This is a genomic window from Arthrobacter glacialis (genome assembly GCF_002909445.1).
Classification (GTDB): domain Bacteria; phylum Actinomycetota; class Actinomycetes; order Actinomycetales; family Micrococcaceae; genus Specibacter; species Specibacter glacialis.
Map to the genome: position 1 here is coordinate 1 of NZ_PPXC01000021.1, position 15,953 is coordinate 15,953.

The following is a 15,953-nucleotide window of genomic DNA, read 5'->3' on the forward strand; positions in this document are numbered from 1 at the left end:
GCACAATAGAAAAACACAACCAGTGGCCCTGTTTTCAAATAGCACCACTGGCCCTATTTTCGGTTGGCGTTAACAGCTGGGGATGTACCTTCGTACAAGACGACGAACCGAAGCTCCAATCGAGGATTGCGACGGTGTCTCCATGGTTTTTCTGCCACCAGCCTTCGAAAAGCTCATGGTGCTTGACGATGAGCGCTTTGATTTTCTTGAGCTGCTTCTGGTTTGCCCAGGACTGAAGGGCGCCCTCGGATTCGCCAGTCTCGAGGTTGATCTTCACGTACTGACTGTCGGGCTCAGATTTCTTCAGAAAGTGGATATGTGGCGGCGGATGGTCATTCGGCCACACGTGAAAGCTGATGCCACCATCAAAACTCTTCCCCTCCGCAGCCAAAGCGGGGAAGAATCCCTCTTCGTCGAAAGCAGTCGGCCAGTCGTCTCTGTTCTCGCCGAATTCATACAACGCCATGCTGGCGAGTCGGTCCAGGACGTCCTGAGCCTCTAGGCGCCCCTCGGCCTCAGCCAACTGCCATCCAGCGGGTTCACCGAGGTTACGTCCCGCCCGCTCGTAGGGCGTGAGATCATCATCCTTCACTTGCACAGTCTACAAAAGGAGGGCTTGATCGCCCCTTTTATAGCGTGTTTCACGCCATCTACGATGTCCCGTAAGACGGTCCCGGATCGCGACGCATTCGAGGCGTCCTCTCACGCTGAATGACCCCAAATGTGCAGGAGGCCTTCGGAATCGCTTATACCCTGCCCGCGAAACTGTCTCACTTCGGTGGCTCAATCGCCACAGGTGCACCTGTGGCTTCGCACATTATCGGGAACGGCCGGGATTAGGCCAGGCGCTTGCTGCCGTCCGTGCCGGTGACACCCTCGGCGTCACCAAACTGGGCCGGCTCGCACGGCGCCTGCCTGATGCCAAGGACATCTTCGATGACTTCACCTTCCGCGAAGTGAAATTCAGCATCGGCGGATCCATCCACGATCCCGCCGTCCCCGTCGGTCGACTCCTCTTCAATGTCCTAGCCATGGTCGCCGGATTCGCATCTGATCTCATCCGCGCCCGTACCCGAGAGGGAATGCAGGTCGCTAAGGCCAAGGGCCGGCTTCGCGGCAAACAGCCCAAACTCTCCAAGACCAAGGAATCCCATCTCGTCTCCTTGTAACAGGGGGTGAGAACACGCCACCACTGAAATCGCTGAACTTTTCATAGTTGCCCGGAATACCGTGTATCGCATCGTCCAACGAATTCAGTGATTGCCCCGCAGCACCCCATACCGCAGTTGATGTCTGGTCCTTCCGGTATTTCGATGGAGAGTTCGTAACCCATTCGATTGCGGATGTCCGGTAGCCGCACTTCAGCCGCTGCACGCAGCACAACCAGCACCGCGATCCCACCGATCTATGTAGCGACCGGAAGCAAAGCACCGGGGCTGGGCCGCATTTTTGGGAATGGGTAGCGCTGCCCATGTCAATGTGTCTTGGTCGTCCATAGACTCGGCAAGGAGCGCACCTTGAGCTTGCATACCTTCGCAGCATCAGTTAAGGAGTCAACATGAAAACTTCTCGTTCCCGCCAGCGCCTCTCAGCTATCACCTTGGCATGCGGTCTTTTGATGGGTCTAGGGGCGGCCGTCGCCCCGGCATCGTCCGCGACACCGGCCGGCTTTACGGCGTGGCCACGGGTTTCCTATGAAGCCTGCGCCTACTGGAAGAACCAGTATGCGCAGAAAGGGTATTTGACCACCGCCTGCCATTCGTTCGCAGGCAACACCTGGAGCTTTGACTACAAACGCCAGTTGAACTGATTGATCCGCTGAGTCCTAACCTGCGGGTAGCTCCAACATGTCTCGTAACTAGTGAGGACTGCACCAATTTAATCAACAAGTTTCGAGACACAGTTTCGAGAATATCTACCAGGATAGGCCCTGCTGTAATTCCGCGGGATTTGGAGCGGACGCCAAGGGAGCTGGTCAATGGCAACGAGACGTCTCATATCCATAGGGACATGAGACGTCATCGTGTTGCAGTTGAAGTACAGGAGATTCTGTTGATCGACGGGACGAGGACGACTGCCCGGCCGCCACGGTGCTGCGAGGGGATCAGCGCCGCAATCCTCCCAGCGCGTGGGTAACTATGTTCGGAGTCCTATAGCCGCATCATCGTATTAGAACCGGGGATCTCAGCGTAGACGGGCGTAACGTCAAGGCCCCTGCGGCGGGGAACTGGAAGGCAAATCCCCGGTGGATCGTGGCCAGCTAGCCTCTGGTTGGCCCCTCGATCGCCTCGGTATCACGGCCGGTCCATATCTTGACGATGGCCCACGCGACGGCGGTTATGGGCACGGAGAGCACGGCGCCCACAAGACCGGCCAAAACGGTACCTATCGTCAGTGCAAGCAGGATGACCAAGGCATGCAGGTTCAGGGCCTGTGCCATCACGACTGGCTGCAGGAAGTTGCCCTCAAGCTGATTTACCAGGATCACTACACCGAGCACGATCAGTGCGACAACAGGTCCGTTGGCCACCAACGCCACGAGCGTGGCAAGGATGCCGGCGAACGTTGCGCCGACCATCGGGATGAACGAGGTAATAAAGACGATGACCGCCAGCGGTAGAGCTAGCGGTACCTGCAGGATCCATAGAGCGATGCCGATGCCCGCGGCGTCAACGAAGGCGATGACGGCCGTGCCGCGGATGTAACCTCCCAGCGTCTCAACGGTGCGCGTGCCGCTTGCCCGCCACTTGGCCTCGTGGCGGCGCGGTATCCAAGACAGGAAGAAGGCCCAGATCCGGTCACCGTCTTTGAGGAAGAAGAACAGGATCACGAGCAGCAGAACCAACCCGGTAAAGAAGCTTCCGGCGGCTGACAGCCCGGTCAGGGCGCCGGCACCAAATTGGCTGCTGGTAAGGAAGTCCGTCACGGCAGTCACGCCGTCGTCAATCTGTTGCTGGCTAATCTGCAGCGGCAGGTTTTTCACCATTCCCTGTAACTGTTTAAATCCCTCGACAGCTTGGTCCACTAGGCCGGGCCACTCGGCCCGGACGGCAAAGACGATACCCGCAACTACGCCACCGATGACCGCCAAAGAGCCTAGAAACACGGTCCAAGCGGCTAGCATGGCGGACATAGCCTTGCGAGCCAACCGCACCAGCGGCCACAGAGCGCTGGAGAGAATCAATGCGATCAAAAGTGGCAGCACAGCGAGGCTAACCTGAGACAGCCCTAGGACCGCCGCGCCGACCAGTGCCAAGACCAGCAGCACCTGAGCGGCTCGGATCGCGGCGCGCCCGAGCGGGTCGGACCAGAGCAACGCCACACGGTTGGCAGGTGCCGCCAATGTGTCGGGTGGATCGGGGAGGTTGTCATTTGCCTGTTGGGCGACGGCGCTCAATGGCGCAGCTGGTTCGGCACCGCGGGTGGCCCGTCGGCGGAAGGGACGAAAGCTCATGGTGTCCACTCTAAGGCCTCGATTAGCCGCAGAACGTTTCCCCTTCGGGCACGTACCGCAGGGAACCCGACTGCCGGAATTCCACCTATAGGGTTATGGACAACGATTTTTCGTCGCTAGGCCTGCTGCCGCCCGCGATTGACCAGAAACTGCCGTCGACTGTCTCATAACCTATGCGTCTCGAAGCCCATGCGTTACAACACCCCTCAAGATGGTCTGTGTTGCCTTTTCGTCGTGACAGGGTGGTGCTTCTGTGCTTGATAGCCCGGCTTTGCCGCAGTTTTTGAATGCGGATGGCTAGCCTTTCTTTCGAAGGAAAGGAATGCCTCCGGGGCTACTTTCGGTCGGCCTGAGGGGTGTCGGAGTGCGGTGAGGAGACGCGGGGTCTGTCTTTCCAAGCGCCGGTGGACCACAAGGTCACCGCGATGAGCGCTGGCTGGAAGAAGAGTCGCACCAGGCGCTTGGAGTCAGTGTCGAGCCCAAAGCCGTCGCGCGCATGCAGCCACTGGGCGATGTTCCCGGGGAAGACGGCGATAAAGAACAGTGCCACCACCCAACCCACAAGGACGCGCCGCCGCGCGAGCAACATCAGCGCGGCACCAAGGGTGATCTCGGCAATGCCGGAGGCTACGACGACCAGGTCGGCATCAAGGGGCACGAACTTCGGGACCTGCGCTTGGAATTCCTCGCGGGCGACTGTCAGATGGCTGACGCCGGCGAACGCAAGCATTGCCCCCAGTACTAGACGAACGATCGTGCGTCCCGTGGATGTCCGTCCCGACGGCGCGACGAGTCGTGCCAGGAATGTCTTGCCGTGATCAGTCATTGGACACCAGCACGATGACGTCGGCGAGCTCTTGGGCCTGCTCATAGGGCAGGTCCGGGCTGGTGACCTCCAGTTCGACGGCCAGTTTGAAACCGCCCACGTTGTTATTCCCGATCTGCATCCGGCCGCCGACGGTCGAGTTCTCGATATTGATTTTCTTGCCGCGGGCCGCCGCATGCAGGGCTGAATGGAAACAGGCCGCGAATCCTGCAGCAAAGAGCTGTTTGGGCTTGGTACCTCCGCCCAAGCCACCCAATTCACGTGGAGGAGCTAAGGGGACGTTGAAGGTTCCATCCGAGGTGGAAGCCCTTCCTTCCCGCCCGAGGCCGGTGGAAAGCGCTTCGGCAGTGTATAGAGCGTTCATGATTAATACCTTTCGGATTCTTGCTTTTCGTGGCTGGCGGCGCCGTCGGATAACGAGCTGATTTCACGAGCATAGTAGGTTTGCTCATACTCTTCAGGGGCGTGCTGTCTCATAACCTAAGTGCCTCTAAACCTATGGGTTGTGAGGCCAACCGGGCAGCTCGGGTGAATCAAGAGCAAAAAGATAGGGGCAGCATTGGGGGCTGACTGGCTATGCTCGCGGTCGTGGATCAGTCGGCAGGGAGTTCCTACCACGTCATACAGAACTCATACTTCTGAAGGGAGAACAACCTCTATTTAGTATCTTGCATTGTTGCAACGATGCCATTCAGCAACAGGTCAAGACGGCCTATTGGCAGCTTTGTATTGACCCCTGAATCGCAAGCGGGGGTCATCAGTTCGAATTTGATAGGGGCCCAGCGTATTAGCAGGGCCAAAAAGCCCGGATTTACTGCGCGTCTAAATGCTTGTGCCAGGCGATTGCTGAGCGAATGAGGGAGTTGGGGTTGGTCCTGCATCCTGCCAAGGCTAGGAATGTGTACTGCAAGGACGATAAGCGTAAGAAACCGCATGAACGGACTTCGTTTACGTTTCTGGGCTACACGTTTCGGTCACGGGCCGCACGGTGATAACTTTCCTTGCGCTCATGCCGGTCATCAGTAGGCAGTCTTTGAAAAGGATTGCCCGGGAAGTCCGTCATTGGCGGCTGCGCCGGCGGATCCATCACACCCTTGATGAATTGGCCCGGGCGATCAACACGATCGTCACCGGGTGGATGCAGTCCTGCGGGCGGTTCTATCGCACGCCACTGTAGCCCCTACTAGCGCGCATCAATGCCTACCTGGTCCGCTGGATCCGCAACAAGTATCGGCGGTACGACTCAACCTGGATGGGCTTGATGGGTCATGGAATTCTCCAGAGGGTTTCGAAGGCCTGGGCAGTCCCAAATATTCTGCACGGATCGGAATCAGCCGGTGCCCGGCATTGCCGGAGTACGGTGGTGGCATGACTGAACAACAGCCTTACCAAATGGTTCGAGAATACGATCAATTTGAGGTGCGCTGCTATCCCGAGCACTTACTTGCCGAGATCAATAGGGAGAGCTTTGAAGACGCCGGCAATCGCGGGTTCCGCTACCTCTTCGCCTATATCAGCGGAGAGAATCAAGTCACCCAAAAAATCTCGATGACGGCGCCCGTGGTGCAGGACCTCTCCTCAGAATTGCTGGAGATGACCGCTCCGGTTCTGCAGCAGGAGTTTGCGACCCACGACGATATTCAGAGGACATCAGAGTTCCGGATTGCTTTCGTTTTGCCGGAAGGTTTCACGCTGCAGAACGCGCCTTCACCCACCAACCCGAACGTTCACCTAAGACCGGTCCCCGTCAGCCTTGTTGCAGTTATCCGCTTCAGTGGAGGCTGGAGCACTCGGAACTTTCAGCAACACCTACAGATGCTGAGAATTGCACTGAAGGAAACCGGACTGATCTCCTTGGGAACACCTCGATTAGCCAGATATGATCCGCCGTTCAAGCCATGGTCTATGCGTCATAACGAGATCCTCCTCGATCTTGAAGAACCTAGCCCAAGTGGCAAGGACTAGCACCACAGAGGCACACGGATATTTTGGAAAGTGCTAAGTCTGTTGATGCCAGCGACCACCGATTGGAGTGCCGTGCATTGGCTCGGCTCACCCAAGGGGCTAGTCCCAGCGGCGGAGGCCAAGGATGTGAAGTACCAGCTGACAGGGAGGCCGATGCACGTGAGGCTCTCCTGGAGATCCTTGCTGTCACCTCAGTTATGAACCGGCTCCTCAGAGATGACCTGCACTAAATGCTTATTGGCGGCAAGAACTACTGCGATCGCGAACCTCGATCTGGTGCGCTGTTGGCGAGAGGAATTACCGGTAACTGATTCGTAGGCTTGAACTTTCCATTCTGAAGGGGTAGAGACTGCGCCGGTTTTCCAGCTTTCTATTGCTCGGCGTGAGGCCGCCGTGGAACTGATGGTGTTACTTGCTTAGCGATTCCACAAAGGCGAGGCTGGTACGTGAAATTTCGGTGCGGGCGTCATCGCTGGAAATGGTTGGTTTGCCATCGCCAGCTTGTGGCCCGTAGTCACCGAAGTTTGCGTGGACACCACCTTCTATCACCGTGAAGTTGGTGTCCTTGGGAAGGGTGTCCTTTGAGGCATTGATCTTTTCTGTGGTGGCCAATCCGTCGTTGGACGCGGAGATGGAGAGCACGGGTGTGGGCAAAGTGCTCATGTCTGAGGCTGGGTAGGATGCGAAGAATATTATGCCAGCCACAGGATCAGCTAGATCTTTGGAGAACGCTTGGGCATCATTGGCAGCCACGACGCCACCGAGTGAATGGCCACCGAGTACCCACCGCGCTACGGGTGGGTACTGGGTTCGCGCTGAGGTGAATGTGCCGGTGGACAGAAAAGCGATACCTAAAGGCTGTTTTGGAATGACTACAATGTGCCCGTCCTCCGCTAATGGTCGTAAGACTGCGGCGTAGGCTCGGGCATCAACGAGGGCTCCTGGCTGGAAGAACACCCCTACCTCGCTTGGGGAGCTTGTTGGTGTCATCACTATCTGACTCGGGGTCTCGGTGACGGTGACGGTGTCATCTGAGGTCATGGCCGCGAGGGCAGGAGGTGCGGCACTGTAAGGAACCAGCCACCATATAAGGGCTAAGACCGCACACGACGCCACCAGGCCGATCCCTCTTATGACTTTAAACCTACGGCGGGTGGTTGCGCGACTAAGCAAGGAGCGCGCGGCAACCACCGCGCAGCTGATGAAAACAATTCCCAAGAGAATCGCATATGCGGGGTGGCCATGGACGAGCATTCCGCCGGTGGAGATGGCCGCCCAGACTGCAACAATAACGCCGAGGCTGGATATGCTGCGGACTGCCCAGAAAAAGACCGTATCGATGCGGGTTATGGCCCTGTTGCTCCCGGCAGCTAATTCTGCGGGTGTATTCGGTTCCTCAATGGTCATTTTTTCGCTCCAAACTGACGACTAATACTGGACTTCATTCTCCCTCTAAGAGGACCGCTAAGAGGCGCCTTGCCCACTCCTTGGATGAGAAAAGTTTCGGCAAGGGCAGTTGGGAGTTCACAAGAACAGAGCGCTGGAAGTCACCGGACGGTGTTGCCGATGCTGAAGATTTTTAGAAAGAAATGACCCAATTAAAGATACTTCCATCATGGAACTATATTGGAGTAGTCTTGCACGCGTGGAAGCAAACAATGGCAGCAGATACGTAAAACTACGCTGGTTTGGACTTGGCGCCATCAGCTTGTCGGTGGCGCTGATCATCATGGACAGCACCATTGTTGCGGTTGCTGTGCCTGCGATCATCAAGGATCTGGGCCTGAGCACCACGGAGGTGCAATGGATCCAGGAAATCTACACCTTAGTGTTCGCGGCCTTGCTGTTGGTCTGGGGTAGGGTCGCAGACCGGGTGGGCAGACGTCGGATCCTTGTAGTGGGACTTCTGGTCTTCTTGGCTAGTTCGGCTTTGTGCGCTTTGGCGCCCTCGGGGATGTGGCTGATCTCGGCACGGGCACTGCAGGGGATCGGCGGCTCGATGATTCTTCCCACCACGCTCTCGTTGCTCAACGCCAACTTCCGTGGCAAAGAACGCACCATCGCCTTCGCCGTTTGGGGTTCCACTATCGGCGGCATGGCTGCTCTTGGTCCCATCGTTGGAGGATGGCTCACCTCCTCTTTCTCTTGGAACTGGGCCTTCTTAATCAACGTTCCACTGGGTCTGGTGGCCGTCGGCGGTGTAATGTACTTCGTTGCTGAGTCCAGTGAGGTAGCTACGGGGAAGCTTAACGACTATTTTGGTGCACTCCTGTCTGTGGTGGGTTTTGGCTCGCTGGTCTTTGGTCTGATCGAGGGCCGGCAGTATGGATGGTGGAGCGCTAACGCCGGTGCACCTTTCAACCTCTTCGGGCTCTCCCTCGTCCCGGCGGCTTTTGTCCTTGCCATTGCGGCACTGGCGGGATTCCTGCTCTGGGAACGATCGAGGCAGCGCTCCAATCGAAGTGTTTTATTGGACCTGTCCTTATTCAACATTTCCTCATTTTCCCGTGGCAACCTCACGGCATTGACGGTGAGCCTGGGTGAGTTCGGGTTGATTCTCACTTTGCCGTTGTGGTTCCAAAACGTGTTGGGGCTCAATGCCCTACAAGCCGGGTTGGCGCTGGTTCCGTTGGCAGTGGGGTCATTTGTGGCTTCCGGGACCGTCTCTGCACTGTCTAAGTCTTTTCCGCTGTGCGGATGGTGCAACTGGGTGTTGGTTTGGAAATCATTTCCGTTGCAGCCCTGGCCCTCTTATTGAAGACTGATTCTTCCACATGGATGACATCGGGAATTTTGTTTGTCTACGGCATTGGGGTGGGCTTTGCCACTGCCCAATTGACCCAAGTGGTGCTGGCTGATGTCCCGGTCTAGCAATCTGGCCAAGCCGCATCGACGCAGTCCACGGCCCGTCAAGTGGGTTCTGCATTGGGCATCGCCATTCTGGGCACAGCATTGTTTAGCACCCTCAAGAACTCGACGGAAAACCAGGTTGCCGAGCTCATCTCCCAGTTTCCGCAATTGCAGGGCGCGGTGGACTCAGTAACCAGTAGTTCCGGGGGAACGATCGCGGCACTGGCGGGCAATCCACAGACCGCGGCTATAGCGGAGGCAGCCCGAAATGCGCTGACCCAAGGGGTATCAGTGGCGGCATGGATCGCTGCGGCAGTCTTGACCTTGGGATTCTTGACAAGTCTAAGACTCAAACCCTCGCTTCCCTCGGGCGCGAAGCCAGCGCAGACTGCTGAACCCAGCGAAGAGACCGCTCAGTAACTCCACAACCTAAGACTCAGATGTACTACTGAGGCGGGACAGTTCCTGAACGGATTGTTCCCATGCCTTCTCGACCAACGTATTCTGATGAGTTCAAAGCCGAGGCTGCCGCACTAGTTGATTCCTCGGGTCGCCCAGTAGCTCTCGTGGGTTGCGTCCCGGGGAGCGGCGGTCCCCGGCTTCCCGGGCGTCGCCGAGCATTGCCGCGACTTGAGGATGGGGCTTGTTCAGGATCCTGGTGACTTCATCGATCTTGGTTTTCACGTGTTCGGCGTCGGAGATCCCCAGCTTCACCCCGTCCAGTTAGGCCTCCATCGCCACGGCGTAGAGGGCATGGTCAACACGACGGAGCCGTTCGAGCAACGCAGGGAAGAACGAGCCATTTCCGCACCTTGGGGATCGTCAGGTTCAGATCCCCGGCCGTGGTCTCTCAGCTCCCGGGGGTGTCTCGCTGAGCTGCCGTGGTCCGCCACGATCATCAACCATTTTGAGTCAACGGCGGCTGGCGCAAAGCTCGTCAGCAATTGATGACCAAGCCGCCAGAAAGGTCGGCGGGGGCTTTTAGATACTGCATGTGTGTTCCTTGCCAGGGCCTAGGAACACACGCATTCAGTAGTTGATCCTCGTTACAGCACGGGTTGCCGCTTGCGGCTTTTCCGAAGCGCCCTAGACACCATGAGTGTTAGCCACACCACCACGGCGGAGGCTCCAGTGCCCCAGAGGATGTCGGTGATAGCAACACTGAGTGGAAAGTCCTTCAGGATTGAAAATGCCGTCATGGCCCAGGTTGCGTAGCTGAAGAAGCCAAAGAGCGCCCCCGCGGCCAAACGCTGGCGCAGCGGTGCTTTCAGCTCGAGTGGGCGGACGCCGTAGTGCACTATTCCTGCCACAAAGATCAAGTAAAAGAATCCAGCTCCGGCCAGTTGGGGCACAGTGGCCATCAGGTCGGGGATGTTCCTCTGGTACTGCGGCAGCGCAACCGTAAGAATCCACACCACATCGATGACGGCGAAAATCACGGCCGCGAGAACATAGTGCAGGAGCCATGATTTGCTGCGGGAAGTCATACTTGGGTCCCTGTCTCTGCGTAAATTTTGTCAATGAAGTTCATTGAACGGTCGGTAAAGATGTTGCGCTTGAGCTTCATGGTGGGGGTCACTAGCCCGTTTGCTTCACTGAGGTCAGCTACCAGCAACACGATCTTCCGCACCTGTTCCGAGCGGGCAATCTTGGAGTTGGCCGCGCCCACCACTTTGCTGATGGCTTTGCGCAGGCGAGCGTCGTCGATTTCCACGCACCCGCCGTCGTCGGGGGTTCTCAGGCTTTGAAGATCAGTGAAACCCTTACTTTGCGCCCATTCTGAGACGGAGCCGGAATCCAAGAGGACCAGTCCTCCCAAAAAGGGTTTGCCCTCGCCTACCATGACCGCGTGGGCTATCAGCGGGTCACTTTCCACATAGCCCTCCCAGATAGTGGGGGACACGGTCTTTCCTCCGGCGGTAACAATGACGTCCTTGATGCGGCCGGTGAGCGTTAGCCGTCCTTGATCATCTAGAACGCCGGTATCTCCGGTGCGGAAGAAACCGTCCTGGAACGCGTGAGTGTTATCCGCAGGCCTGTTGTATCCGGCAAAAACTCCAACGCCACGGGCTAGCACCTCGCCGTTCTCCGAGATACGTATGGTGGTTCCAGGCATAGGCACGCCAACGGATCCTGACTTGATGGAGCCCGGCAGATTTCCCGTCAACGGCGCCGTGGTCTCCGTTAGTCCATAACCCTCAATGACCGGCAAGCCCAGCCCCCGGAAGAACAGCGAAAGTTCGGCATCCAGCGCGGCTGCTCCGGAGAGAAGGTATTCTAGGCGCCCGCCCACGAGTTTGCGGATGCGGGAGTAGAACAAACGGTCAAAGAATGCATGCCGAACCCGGAGTGAGAGCCCAGCTTTGCGGCTGGGATCGCTCTCGCGCTCCTGCGCCAGAAGCCCCCAGTCCACAGCGGTTGCCTGCGCCACTGACCACATGCCCCCAAGGTTCTTCTTCGCGGCGGCACCGGCAGCGGACGCCTGAATCTTCTGCAGTACTCGTGGCACCACCACCAAAAATGTTGGCTTCAGAACCCCCAACGCCGGCACTACTTCTTTGGTCTCGCTGAGATGGGCAATGCGCATGCCGTTGGCCAGGCAAATAAGCTGCAGGCCGCGGGCCAGCACATGGGCCATGGGGAGAAAAATGATGGTGTTCCCGGATTCCTTGACCACCTCGGTGTAGGCGCCAGCAACACTCAGCACCTGGCCCACAAAATTTCCGTGTGTGATGAGTGCGCCCTTGGGGGCTGCGGTGGTTCCGGAGGTGTACACAATGGTGGCCACCGAATCCAGGGTGGCCAGCAGGCGCCGAGTCTCTAGGGCTTCTGGGGTGATATCCACGCCGCCATGGACCAGCTCTGTCAGTGTTGGCCCCGCACCTGCGTCCATGGACCAGAGCTGCCAGCCGGACACGCCGGCCTGCTCAAATCCTTGCTCCAGTAGCTGAGCGTGTTCGGCAGTGCCAGCCACGGCGAAGCGCACGGAGGCGTCTTGCAGGATAACCGACACCTGGTTTAGTGCTGATGTCTCATAGATAGGTACCACCACGGCAGAAGCAAACCAGGCGGCCATATCCATGAGGGCCCACTCATACCGGGTGGGTGACATGATGGCCAGGGTTTCACCGGGCTCCAACCCAGCGGCTATCAATCCCTTGGCCAAAGCCCGGACTTCAGTGACAAACTCGCGGGTGCTTACCCGCCGCCACGGATCGGTGATGGAACTACGGCTGGAACGCACCTCAAAGGCGATGTGATCTGGCGCGATGCGGAACCTCTGCATGAGCAGTTCAGTCGCATTGGGGTAATCGGAAGCTCCGGACAACGCTGGTGTAGTGATCTCTTTCATATGGCGTCCTTGCTGGAAAGTATCTGCAGATGTGTGCGCATGAGATCTTGTGTTACATCAAGAAAAGCAACAACCGTGGTGATTTGATCAGCCGGGAGGGCTTGGAGTTGTTCGGAGAGGACCGATACCAAGGGGAACGTCAGGTTCAAGATGCGCTGGGACGCTTCCGGGCTTGCCGACAAGGTCACCAAGCGCCTATCTGGTTCGCTGCGCTCACGGGTCACATAGCCGTGTAGTTCCAAGCGGTTGGTGATGGCTGTGGTGGTGGCGGCGGTACAGCCCAATTCCTCGGCCAGCCGCCCGGAGGTGAGCGGCCCTGACTCCGCTAGCGCACACAAGGCCCTGTAATCCGTGAGATTTAGACCTAGTCTCAGCGCCATCTCCCGCTCGCTTTCCCGGACCAGGGCAACCAGGGCCCGGAGGGTTCCAGCAATGGGCTCGCACGACGATTCACTCACAGCTTTCCTCACATTCTTAGGCTTCAAGCATACTCAATGATCTTTGATCATCAAACCAATTTGAAGAAGCTAGAGTGTATGCATGGGGATTTTCGCCACCAGTGGAGTCTCCGACTACAGCCCGCAGTCAAGAGAGGTCACCTCCCATGAAACAGTCCGATCGTCAGGCGCTCGCTATCTTTGCCGTGGTTTTGTTGATCGGAGCGCTACTTGCACTGGCTGGCAGCAGTGGCGGTAGCTTCATCGGAGCTATCCCCACCTTCACGCTCGCGGTAGGAGCTGCCATCGCGATCCAGTGGATCGTCTTCATTCCCTCCTTCATGAAGCAAACCGAGAAGTTCTATGACATCACCGGAACATTGACCTATGTTTCCATCACCGTGATGATCCTCCTGGCGACCCCCGAGCTCGACGCGCGATCCCTGGTCTTGGGTGCCCTGGTTTTGGTGTGGACCTTACGGCTAGGCATCTTCTTGTTCCGGCGTATCAGCAAGGCCGGTAAGGATGATCGCTTTGATGCACTCAAACCCTCTTTTGTCCGGTTCTTGAATGTCTGGACTATTCAAGGACTATGGGTCACGTTCACGGCCGCGGCGGCGTGGGTCGCCATGACTTCCGAAAAATCAGTACCGCTTGATGGCTTCGCACTCGTCGGATTTGTTCTGTGGGTGCTGGGATTCGGCATGGAAATCATCGCTGACCAGCAAAAATCACGCTTCAACGCCGACCCTGCAAATAGGGGCAAATTCATTGCCACAGGTCTGTGGTCCGTCTCTCGCCACCCCAACTATTTTGGCGAGATTCTCTTGTGGATCGGTGTGGCCATCATTGCCTTCCCCGCACTGGAAGGCTGGCAGAACATTGCGCTCATCTCACCGGTCTTTGTCATCTTGCTGCTGACCAAGGTCAGCGGCGTGCCGTTGCTGGAAAAGAAGGCGGAATCCAAGTGGGGCGGACAGACCGACTACGAGGACTACAAGGGGAAGACACCAGTGCTGATCCCGAAGTTCTTCTAGACCCACCGGCGAACATTTCCTTGACGCTGCGGCGGGGCCTGAGTGCCCGGCCCCCTGGGGGCAAAACGTGATGCTGGCGATGCCTGGGTGGACGGTGCGGCTGGGAAGTTTTGGGGTACCTTTGGCTCCACTGGACTCTAAGTGTTCGACGCGGACCGCGGAGTTTTGCTCCAATACCGGCCTATCTGGTCTCACCACGGCCGGCACCTGGAGCTTGCCAGGAGGAGCCGCTCCACCAAAGCGAACGCGCCGCGCACGGGCATTGCGTGGGAAGTGGCAGGAGTTGCACGTGAGAACGTGGAACGGCGCTTCACCTAGGTCTTCGATGTGGACTACGGGCGCTACACCACCGTGGTGGTCAACGCAATGGTTCCCTTCGAAGCCGTCATCAGTGACCCGAAAAGCCTAGCCCTTGAATCTGTGTCGCTTCCGGAAGTTGCCCAACGCCCGCTGCACCCCGCATTCGCTGCTGCGTGACCGGAGTTCCGGCGTAGCCTCCTTTCAGGCTGAGAGTGATCAGTAGCGAGGATTCCCCACCGTCGGTACTGGGTATGCTGCTCGCTGAAATTTCTTGGGTGAGGTCGTTCGGGCCGTTCACGGGGCTGAAAGTGCACGGCCGTTACTCGCTTCCGAAATTGAAGAGGTCGTCCTAGATTTCCTGCCGGCGGATCTTGCGTTGTCACCTAGGGCCAGTACTCCTGAACGTATTGAAGAGCGGACGTTGGTCGGAAGAGAATTTGAACTTCTTGGAGAGAAGCCGGGGCAGACCCGATCAGGGGTGCCTTGTACCGATCCCGGCTAGCAGTGACCTGTAGCCCTCGATGTAGCTAGGGAACGCGAACTGGAATCCGCTGTCTTTCAAACGAGTGTTCGAACAGTGTTTGTCGCCGCCGCGGGCGTTGGACACCGACCCTGTTGGTGGTTCGTCATAGGTCATTTCGTGAGCAAGGAAGCGCAAGACTTCTCCCAGATCTACGGGGTGTTCGTCTACGCCGAGATAGAGGTCACTGGGGTTGGGAACCGTTAGTAGGTGAACTGCTGCGGCTGCGGCGTCGTCGCGATGAATGCGATTTGTCATGCGAGGACTGTCAGGGATGACGGCTGTCTGGTTTCTCACGAGGTCGATGAGTCGAGTCCGGCCCGGACCGTAGATGCCGGCCAGGCGCAAGACAATACTGTTCGTTGAAGTATCCGCGTATCGGGCGTGAAGAATTGCCTCTGATTCCAGAGTAATTTTGCCGCTGAAAGAATTAGGTGTGGCAAGCGTGGTTTCATCGACATGGCCAGTTGTGTTTCCGTAGACAGTCGTAGACGAGATCAGGAGCACCTTTTCTGGCTTAATCTGATCCCGCTCGAGGGCATTCAGAACATTTGTCAGCCCTGACTTATACGCCAGATGATAGGCCTCTTCGGTGTAACTATCAGCGGCGACGGCCACGATAACGGTACGGACGCTCTTAGGGATAGTTGGGAGATGGTTAGCCAAATCTACGGATACACGTTCAAATTCTTGGGGGAGCACATCGGCCCTACGGCGCCATGCAACAACGTCTTGCCCAGACGCGACGAGTCGAAGCCCTATTTCCGTTCCAAGGTCTCCGCAACCCACAATCAAGATAGTCATGGGACTATCGTGCCAGAACACCTCCCCGCCGCAGTCATCGAAATCAACCTGACATCCGGCCGTCTAACCGACCGGGTCTCTGCCCGGCGCAGAGGTCAATACAAACCGGTTTGTGTACGCAGCGGAGCCCGCTGGAAGGCGGAGGCGTCGTGACAGCCGTGATTCCATGCGTTGATCTCAATCACATTCAGATCCAGTTCACGACCCGGAGCCAACGACCACACCCAAGCATCCGTGTATCGAACTCGCTACGGGACGTTGCGAGGACCCATGTATCCCGTCGTCAGATTGCTTGTCAAGGGTCATGTGTATCTATCCACCAGCGGTCAGGTTTTTTGCCCGCTGGCAGTGGGCAGTTTCGTGGCCGCCTATGGGCAGTTTTTCATGGCAGCAGACACTTGTTACCTT

Annotated in this window: 16 protein-coding genes and 2 pseudogenes; 8 read left to right on the top strand and 10 right to left on the bottom strand. The window is 57.5% G+C overall.

Annotated elements, in window-relative coordinates:
• Window positions 1-34: 34 nt before the first annotated feature.
• The gene (locus tag CVS27_RS18650; RefSeq protein WP_133162993.1) at window positions 35-592 is read right to left on the bottom strand and encodes a DUF4160 domain-containing protein; all 558 of its coding nucleotides are present in this window, start codon (window positions 590-592) and stop codon (window positions 35-37) included.
• Window positions 593-821: 229 nt separating this feature from the next.
• Between CVS27_RS18650 and CVS27_RS18655 the strand changes: the two are divergent.
• Both CVS27_RS18655 and CVS27_RS18660 read left to right on the top strand, forming a co-directional pair.
• A pseudogene (locus CVS27_RS18655) lies at window positions 822-1,260 on the top strand (recombinase family protein); the annotation flags it as partial.
• Between the two features lie 298 nt (window positions 1,261-1,558).
• A complete protein-coding gene (locus tag CVS27_RS18660; protein WP_103467361.1) occupies window positions 1,559-1,810 on the top strand; it encodes a hypothetical protein in 252 nt (83 codons plus the stop codon).
• 450 nt (window positions 1,811-2,260) lie between these two features.
• Here the strand turns inward: CVS27_RS18660 and CVS27_RS18665 are convergent, their stop codons facing one another.
• The 3 genes from CVS27_RS18665 to CVS27_RS18675 all read right to left on the bottom strand — a co-directional run bounded on the left by CVS27_RS18665 (window position 2,261) and on the right by CVS27_RS18675 (window position 4,644).
• Window positions 2,261-3,454, bottom strand: a complete 1,194-nt coding sequence (locus CVS27_RS18665; protein WP_103467406.1) for an AI-2E family transporter — start codon at window positions 3,452-3,454, stop codon at window positions 2,261-2,263.
• A gap of 334 nt (window positions 3,455-3,788) precedes the next feature.
• Window positions 3,789-4,280, bottom strand: coding sequence for a DoxX family protein (locus CVS27_RS18670; protein ID WP_103467362.1), 492 nt, complete (start codon window positions 4,278-4,280; stop codon window positions 3,789-3,791).
• Complete coding sequence (locus tag CVS27_RS18675) at window positions 4,273-4,644, bottom strand: Ohr family peroxiredoxin (RefSeq protein ID WP_103467363.1); 372 nt, start codon at window positions 4,642-4,644, stop codon at window positions 4,273-4,275. The genes CVS27_RS18670 and CVS27_RS18675 overlap by 8 nt, the downstream gene beginning before the upstream one ends.
• A gap of 645 nt (window positions 4,645-5,289) precedes the next feature.
• On the opposite strand from CVS27_RS18675, the gene CVS27_RS21690 reads away from it, so the two are divergent.
• Together CVS27_RS21690 and CVS27_RS18685 are read left to right on the top strand one after the other, a co-directional pair.
• Window positions 5,290-5,457: a group II intron maturase-specific domain-containing protein gene (locus CVS27_RS21690; protein WP_133162994.1), complete on the top strand. Its 168-nt coding sequence runs from the start codon at window positions 5,290-5,292 to the stop codon at window positions 5,455-5,457.
• Window positions 5,458-5,648: 191 nt separating this feature from the next.
• On the top strand, window positions 5,649-6,245 hold the full coding sequence (locus tag CVS27_RS18685) for an SOUL family heme-binding protein (protein WP_103467365.1): 597 nt from the start codon (window positions 5,649-5,651) through the stop codon (window positions 6,243-6,245).
• Window positions 6,246-6,653: 408 nt separating this feature from the next.
• Here CVS27_RS18685 and CVS27_RS18690 read toward each other — a convergent pair whose 3' ends face one another.
• Window positions 6,654-7,652, bottom strand: a complete 999-nt coding sequence (locus tag CVS27_RS18690; protein ID WP_103467366.1) for an alpha/beta hydrolase — start codon at window positions 7,650-7,652, stop codon at window positions 6,654-6,656.
• A gap of 238 nt (window positions 7,653-7,890) precedes the next feature.
• On the opposite strand from CVS27_RS18690, the gene CVS27_RS18695 reads away from it, so the two are divergent.
• On the top strand, window positions 7,891-9,003 hold the full coding sequence (locus CVS27_RS18695) for an MFS transporter (protein WP_306418512.1): 1,113 nt from the start codon (window positions 7,891-7,893) through the stop codon (window positions 9,001-9,003).
• Window positions 9,004-9,158: 155 nt separating this feature from the next.
• Window positions 9,159-9,515, top strand: a complete 357-nt coding sequence (locus CVS27_RS21580) for a hypothetical protein (protein WP_306418513.1) — start codon at window positions 9,159-9,161, stop codon at window positions 9,513-9,515.
• Between the two features lie 306 nt (window positions 9,516-9,821).
• Here the strand turns inward: CVS27_RS21580 and CVS27_RS18705 are convergent.
• From CVS27_RS18705 to CVS27_RS18720, 4 genes and pseudogenes are all read right to left on the bottom strand, one after another.
• A pseudogene (locus CVS27_RS18705) lies at window positions 9,822-9,942 on the bottom strand (transposase); the annotation flags it as partial.
• A gap of 199 nt (window positions 9,943-10,141) precedes the next feature.
• Window positions 10,142-10,582 carry a DUF2177 family protein gene (locus tag CVS27_RS18710; RefSeq protein ID WP_103467368.1) on the bottom strand — a complete coding sequence of 147 codons (441 nt, stop codon included), beginning with the start codon at window positions 10,580-10,582 and terminating at the stop codon, window positions 10,142-10,144.
• Window positions 10,579-12,447: an AMP-dependent synthetase/ligase gene (locus CVS27_RS18715; RefSeq protein ID WP_103467369.1), complete on the bottom strand. Its 1,869-nt coding sequence runs from the start codon at window positions 12,445-12,447 to the stop codon at window positions 10,579-10,581. The genes CVS27_RS18710 and CVS27_RS18715 overlap by 4 nt, the downstream gene beginning before the upstream one ends.
• Window positions 12,444-12,905 carry a MarR family winged helix-turn-helix transcriptional regulator gene (locus tag CVS27_RS18720; RefSeq protein WP_103467370.1) on the bottom strand — a complete coding sequence of 154 codons (462 nt, stop codon included), beginning with the start codon at window positions 12,903-12,905 and terminating at the stop codon, window positions 12,444-12,446. Before CVS27_RS18720 ends, CVS27_RS18715 begins: the two co-directional genes overlap by 4 nt.
• 146 nt (window positions 12,906-13,051) lie before the next feature.
• Here CVS27_RS18720 and CVS27_RS18725 point away from each other — a divergent pair, with 146 nt between their 5' ends.
• Window positions 13,052-13,921, top strand: a complete 870-nt coding sequence (locus CVS27_RS18725) for a DUF1295 domain-containing protein (RefSeq protein WP_103467371.1) — start codon at window positions 13,052-13,054, stop codon at window positions 13,919-13,921.
• Window positions 13,922-14,248: 327 nt separating this feature from the next.
• The gene (locus tag CVS27_RS21395; protein WP_243400274.1) at window positions 14,249-14,398 is read left to right on the top strand and encodes an NUDIX hydrolase; all 150 of its coding nucleotides are present in this window, start codon (window positions 14,249-14,251) and stop codon (window positions 14,396-14,398) included.
• Window positions 14,399-14,693: 295 nt separating this feature from the next.
• Here CVS27_RS21395 and CVS27_RS18735 read toward each other — a convergent pair whose 3' ends face one another.
• Window positions 14,694-15,545, bottom strand: coding sequence for an NAD-dependent epimerase/dehydratase family protein (locus CVS27_RS18735; RefSeq protein WP_103467372.1), 852 nt, complete (start codon window positions 15,543-15,545; stop codon window positions 14,694-14,696).
• Window positions 15,546-15,953 lie beyond the last annotated feature (408 nt).

What these genes read in the sequence shown, in the direction of transcription:
- CVS27_RS18660 (WP_103467361.1), top strand. Translation starts at nt 1,559, where the DNA reads ATGAAAACTTCTCGTTCCCGCCAGCGCCTCTCAGCTATCACCTTGGCA.
- CVS27_RS18665 (WP_103467406.1), bottom strand. Translation starts at nt 3,454, where the DNA reads ATGAGCTTTCGTCCCTTCCGCCGACGGGCCACCCGCGGTGCCGAACCA.
- CVS27_RS18670 (WP_103467362.1), bottom strand. Translation starts at nt 4,280, where the DNA reads ATGACTGATCACGGCAAGACATTCCTGGCACGACTCGTCGCGCCGTCG.
- CVS27_RS18675 (WP_103467363.1), bottom strand. Translation starts at nt 4,644, where the DNA reads ATGAACGCTCTATACACTGCCGAAGCGCTTTCCACCGGCCTCGGGCGG.
- CVS27_RS21690 (WP_133162994.1), top strand. Translation starts at nt 5,290, where the DNA reads ATGCCGGTCATCAGTAGGCAGTCTTTGAAAAGGATTGCCCGGGAAGTC.
- CVS27_RS18685 (WP_103467365.1), top strand. Translation starts at nt 5,649, where the DNA reads ATGACTGAACAACAGCCTTACCAAATGGTTCGAGAATACGATCAATTT.
- CVS27_RS18690 (WP_103467366.1), bottom strand. Translation starts at nt 7,652, where the DNA reads ATGACCATTGAGGAACCGAATACACCCGCAGAATTAGCTGCCGGGAGC.
- CVS27_RS18710 (WP_103467368.1), bottom strand. Translation starts at nt 10,582, where the DNA reads ATGACTTCCCGCAGCAAATCATGGCTCCTGCACTATGTTCTCGCGGCC.
- CVS27_RS18715 (WP_103467369.1), bottom strand. Translation starts at nt 12,447, where the DNA reads ATGAAAGAGATCACTACACCAGCGTTGTCCGGAGCTTCCGATTACCCC.
- CVS27_RS18725 (WP_103467371.1), top strand. Translation starts at nt 13,052, where the DNA reads ATGAAACAGTCCGATCGTCAGGCGCTCGCTATCTTTGCCGTGGTTTTG.
- CVS27_RS18735 (WP_103467372.1), bottom strand. Translation starts at nt 15,545, where the DNA reads ATGACTATCTTGATTGTGGGTTGCGGAGACCTTGGAACGGAAATAGGG.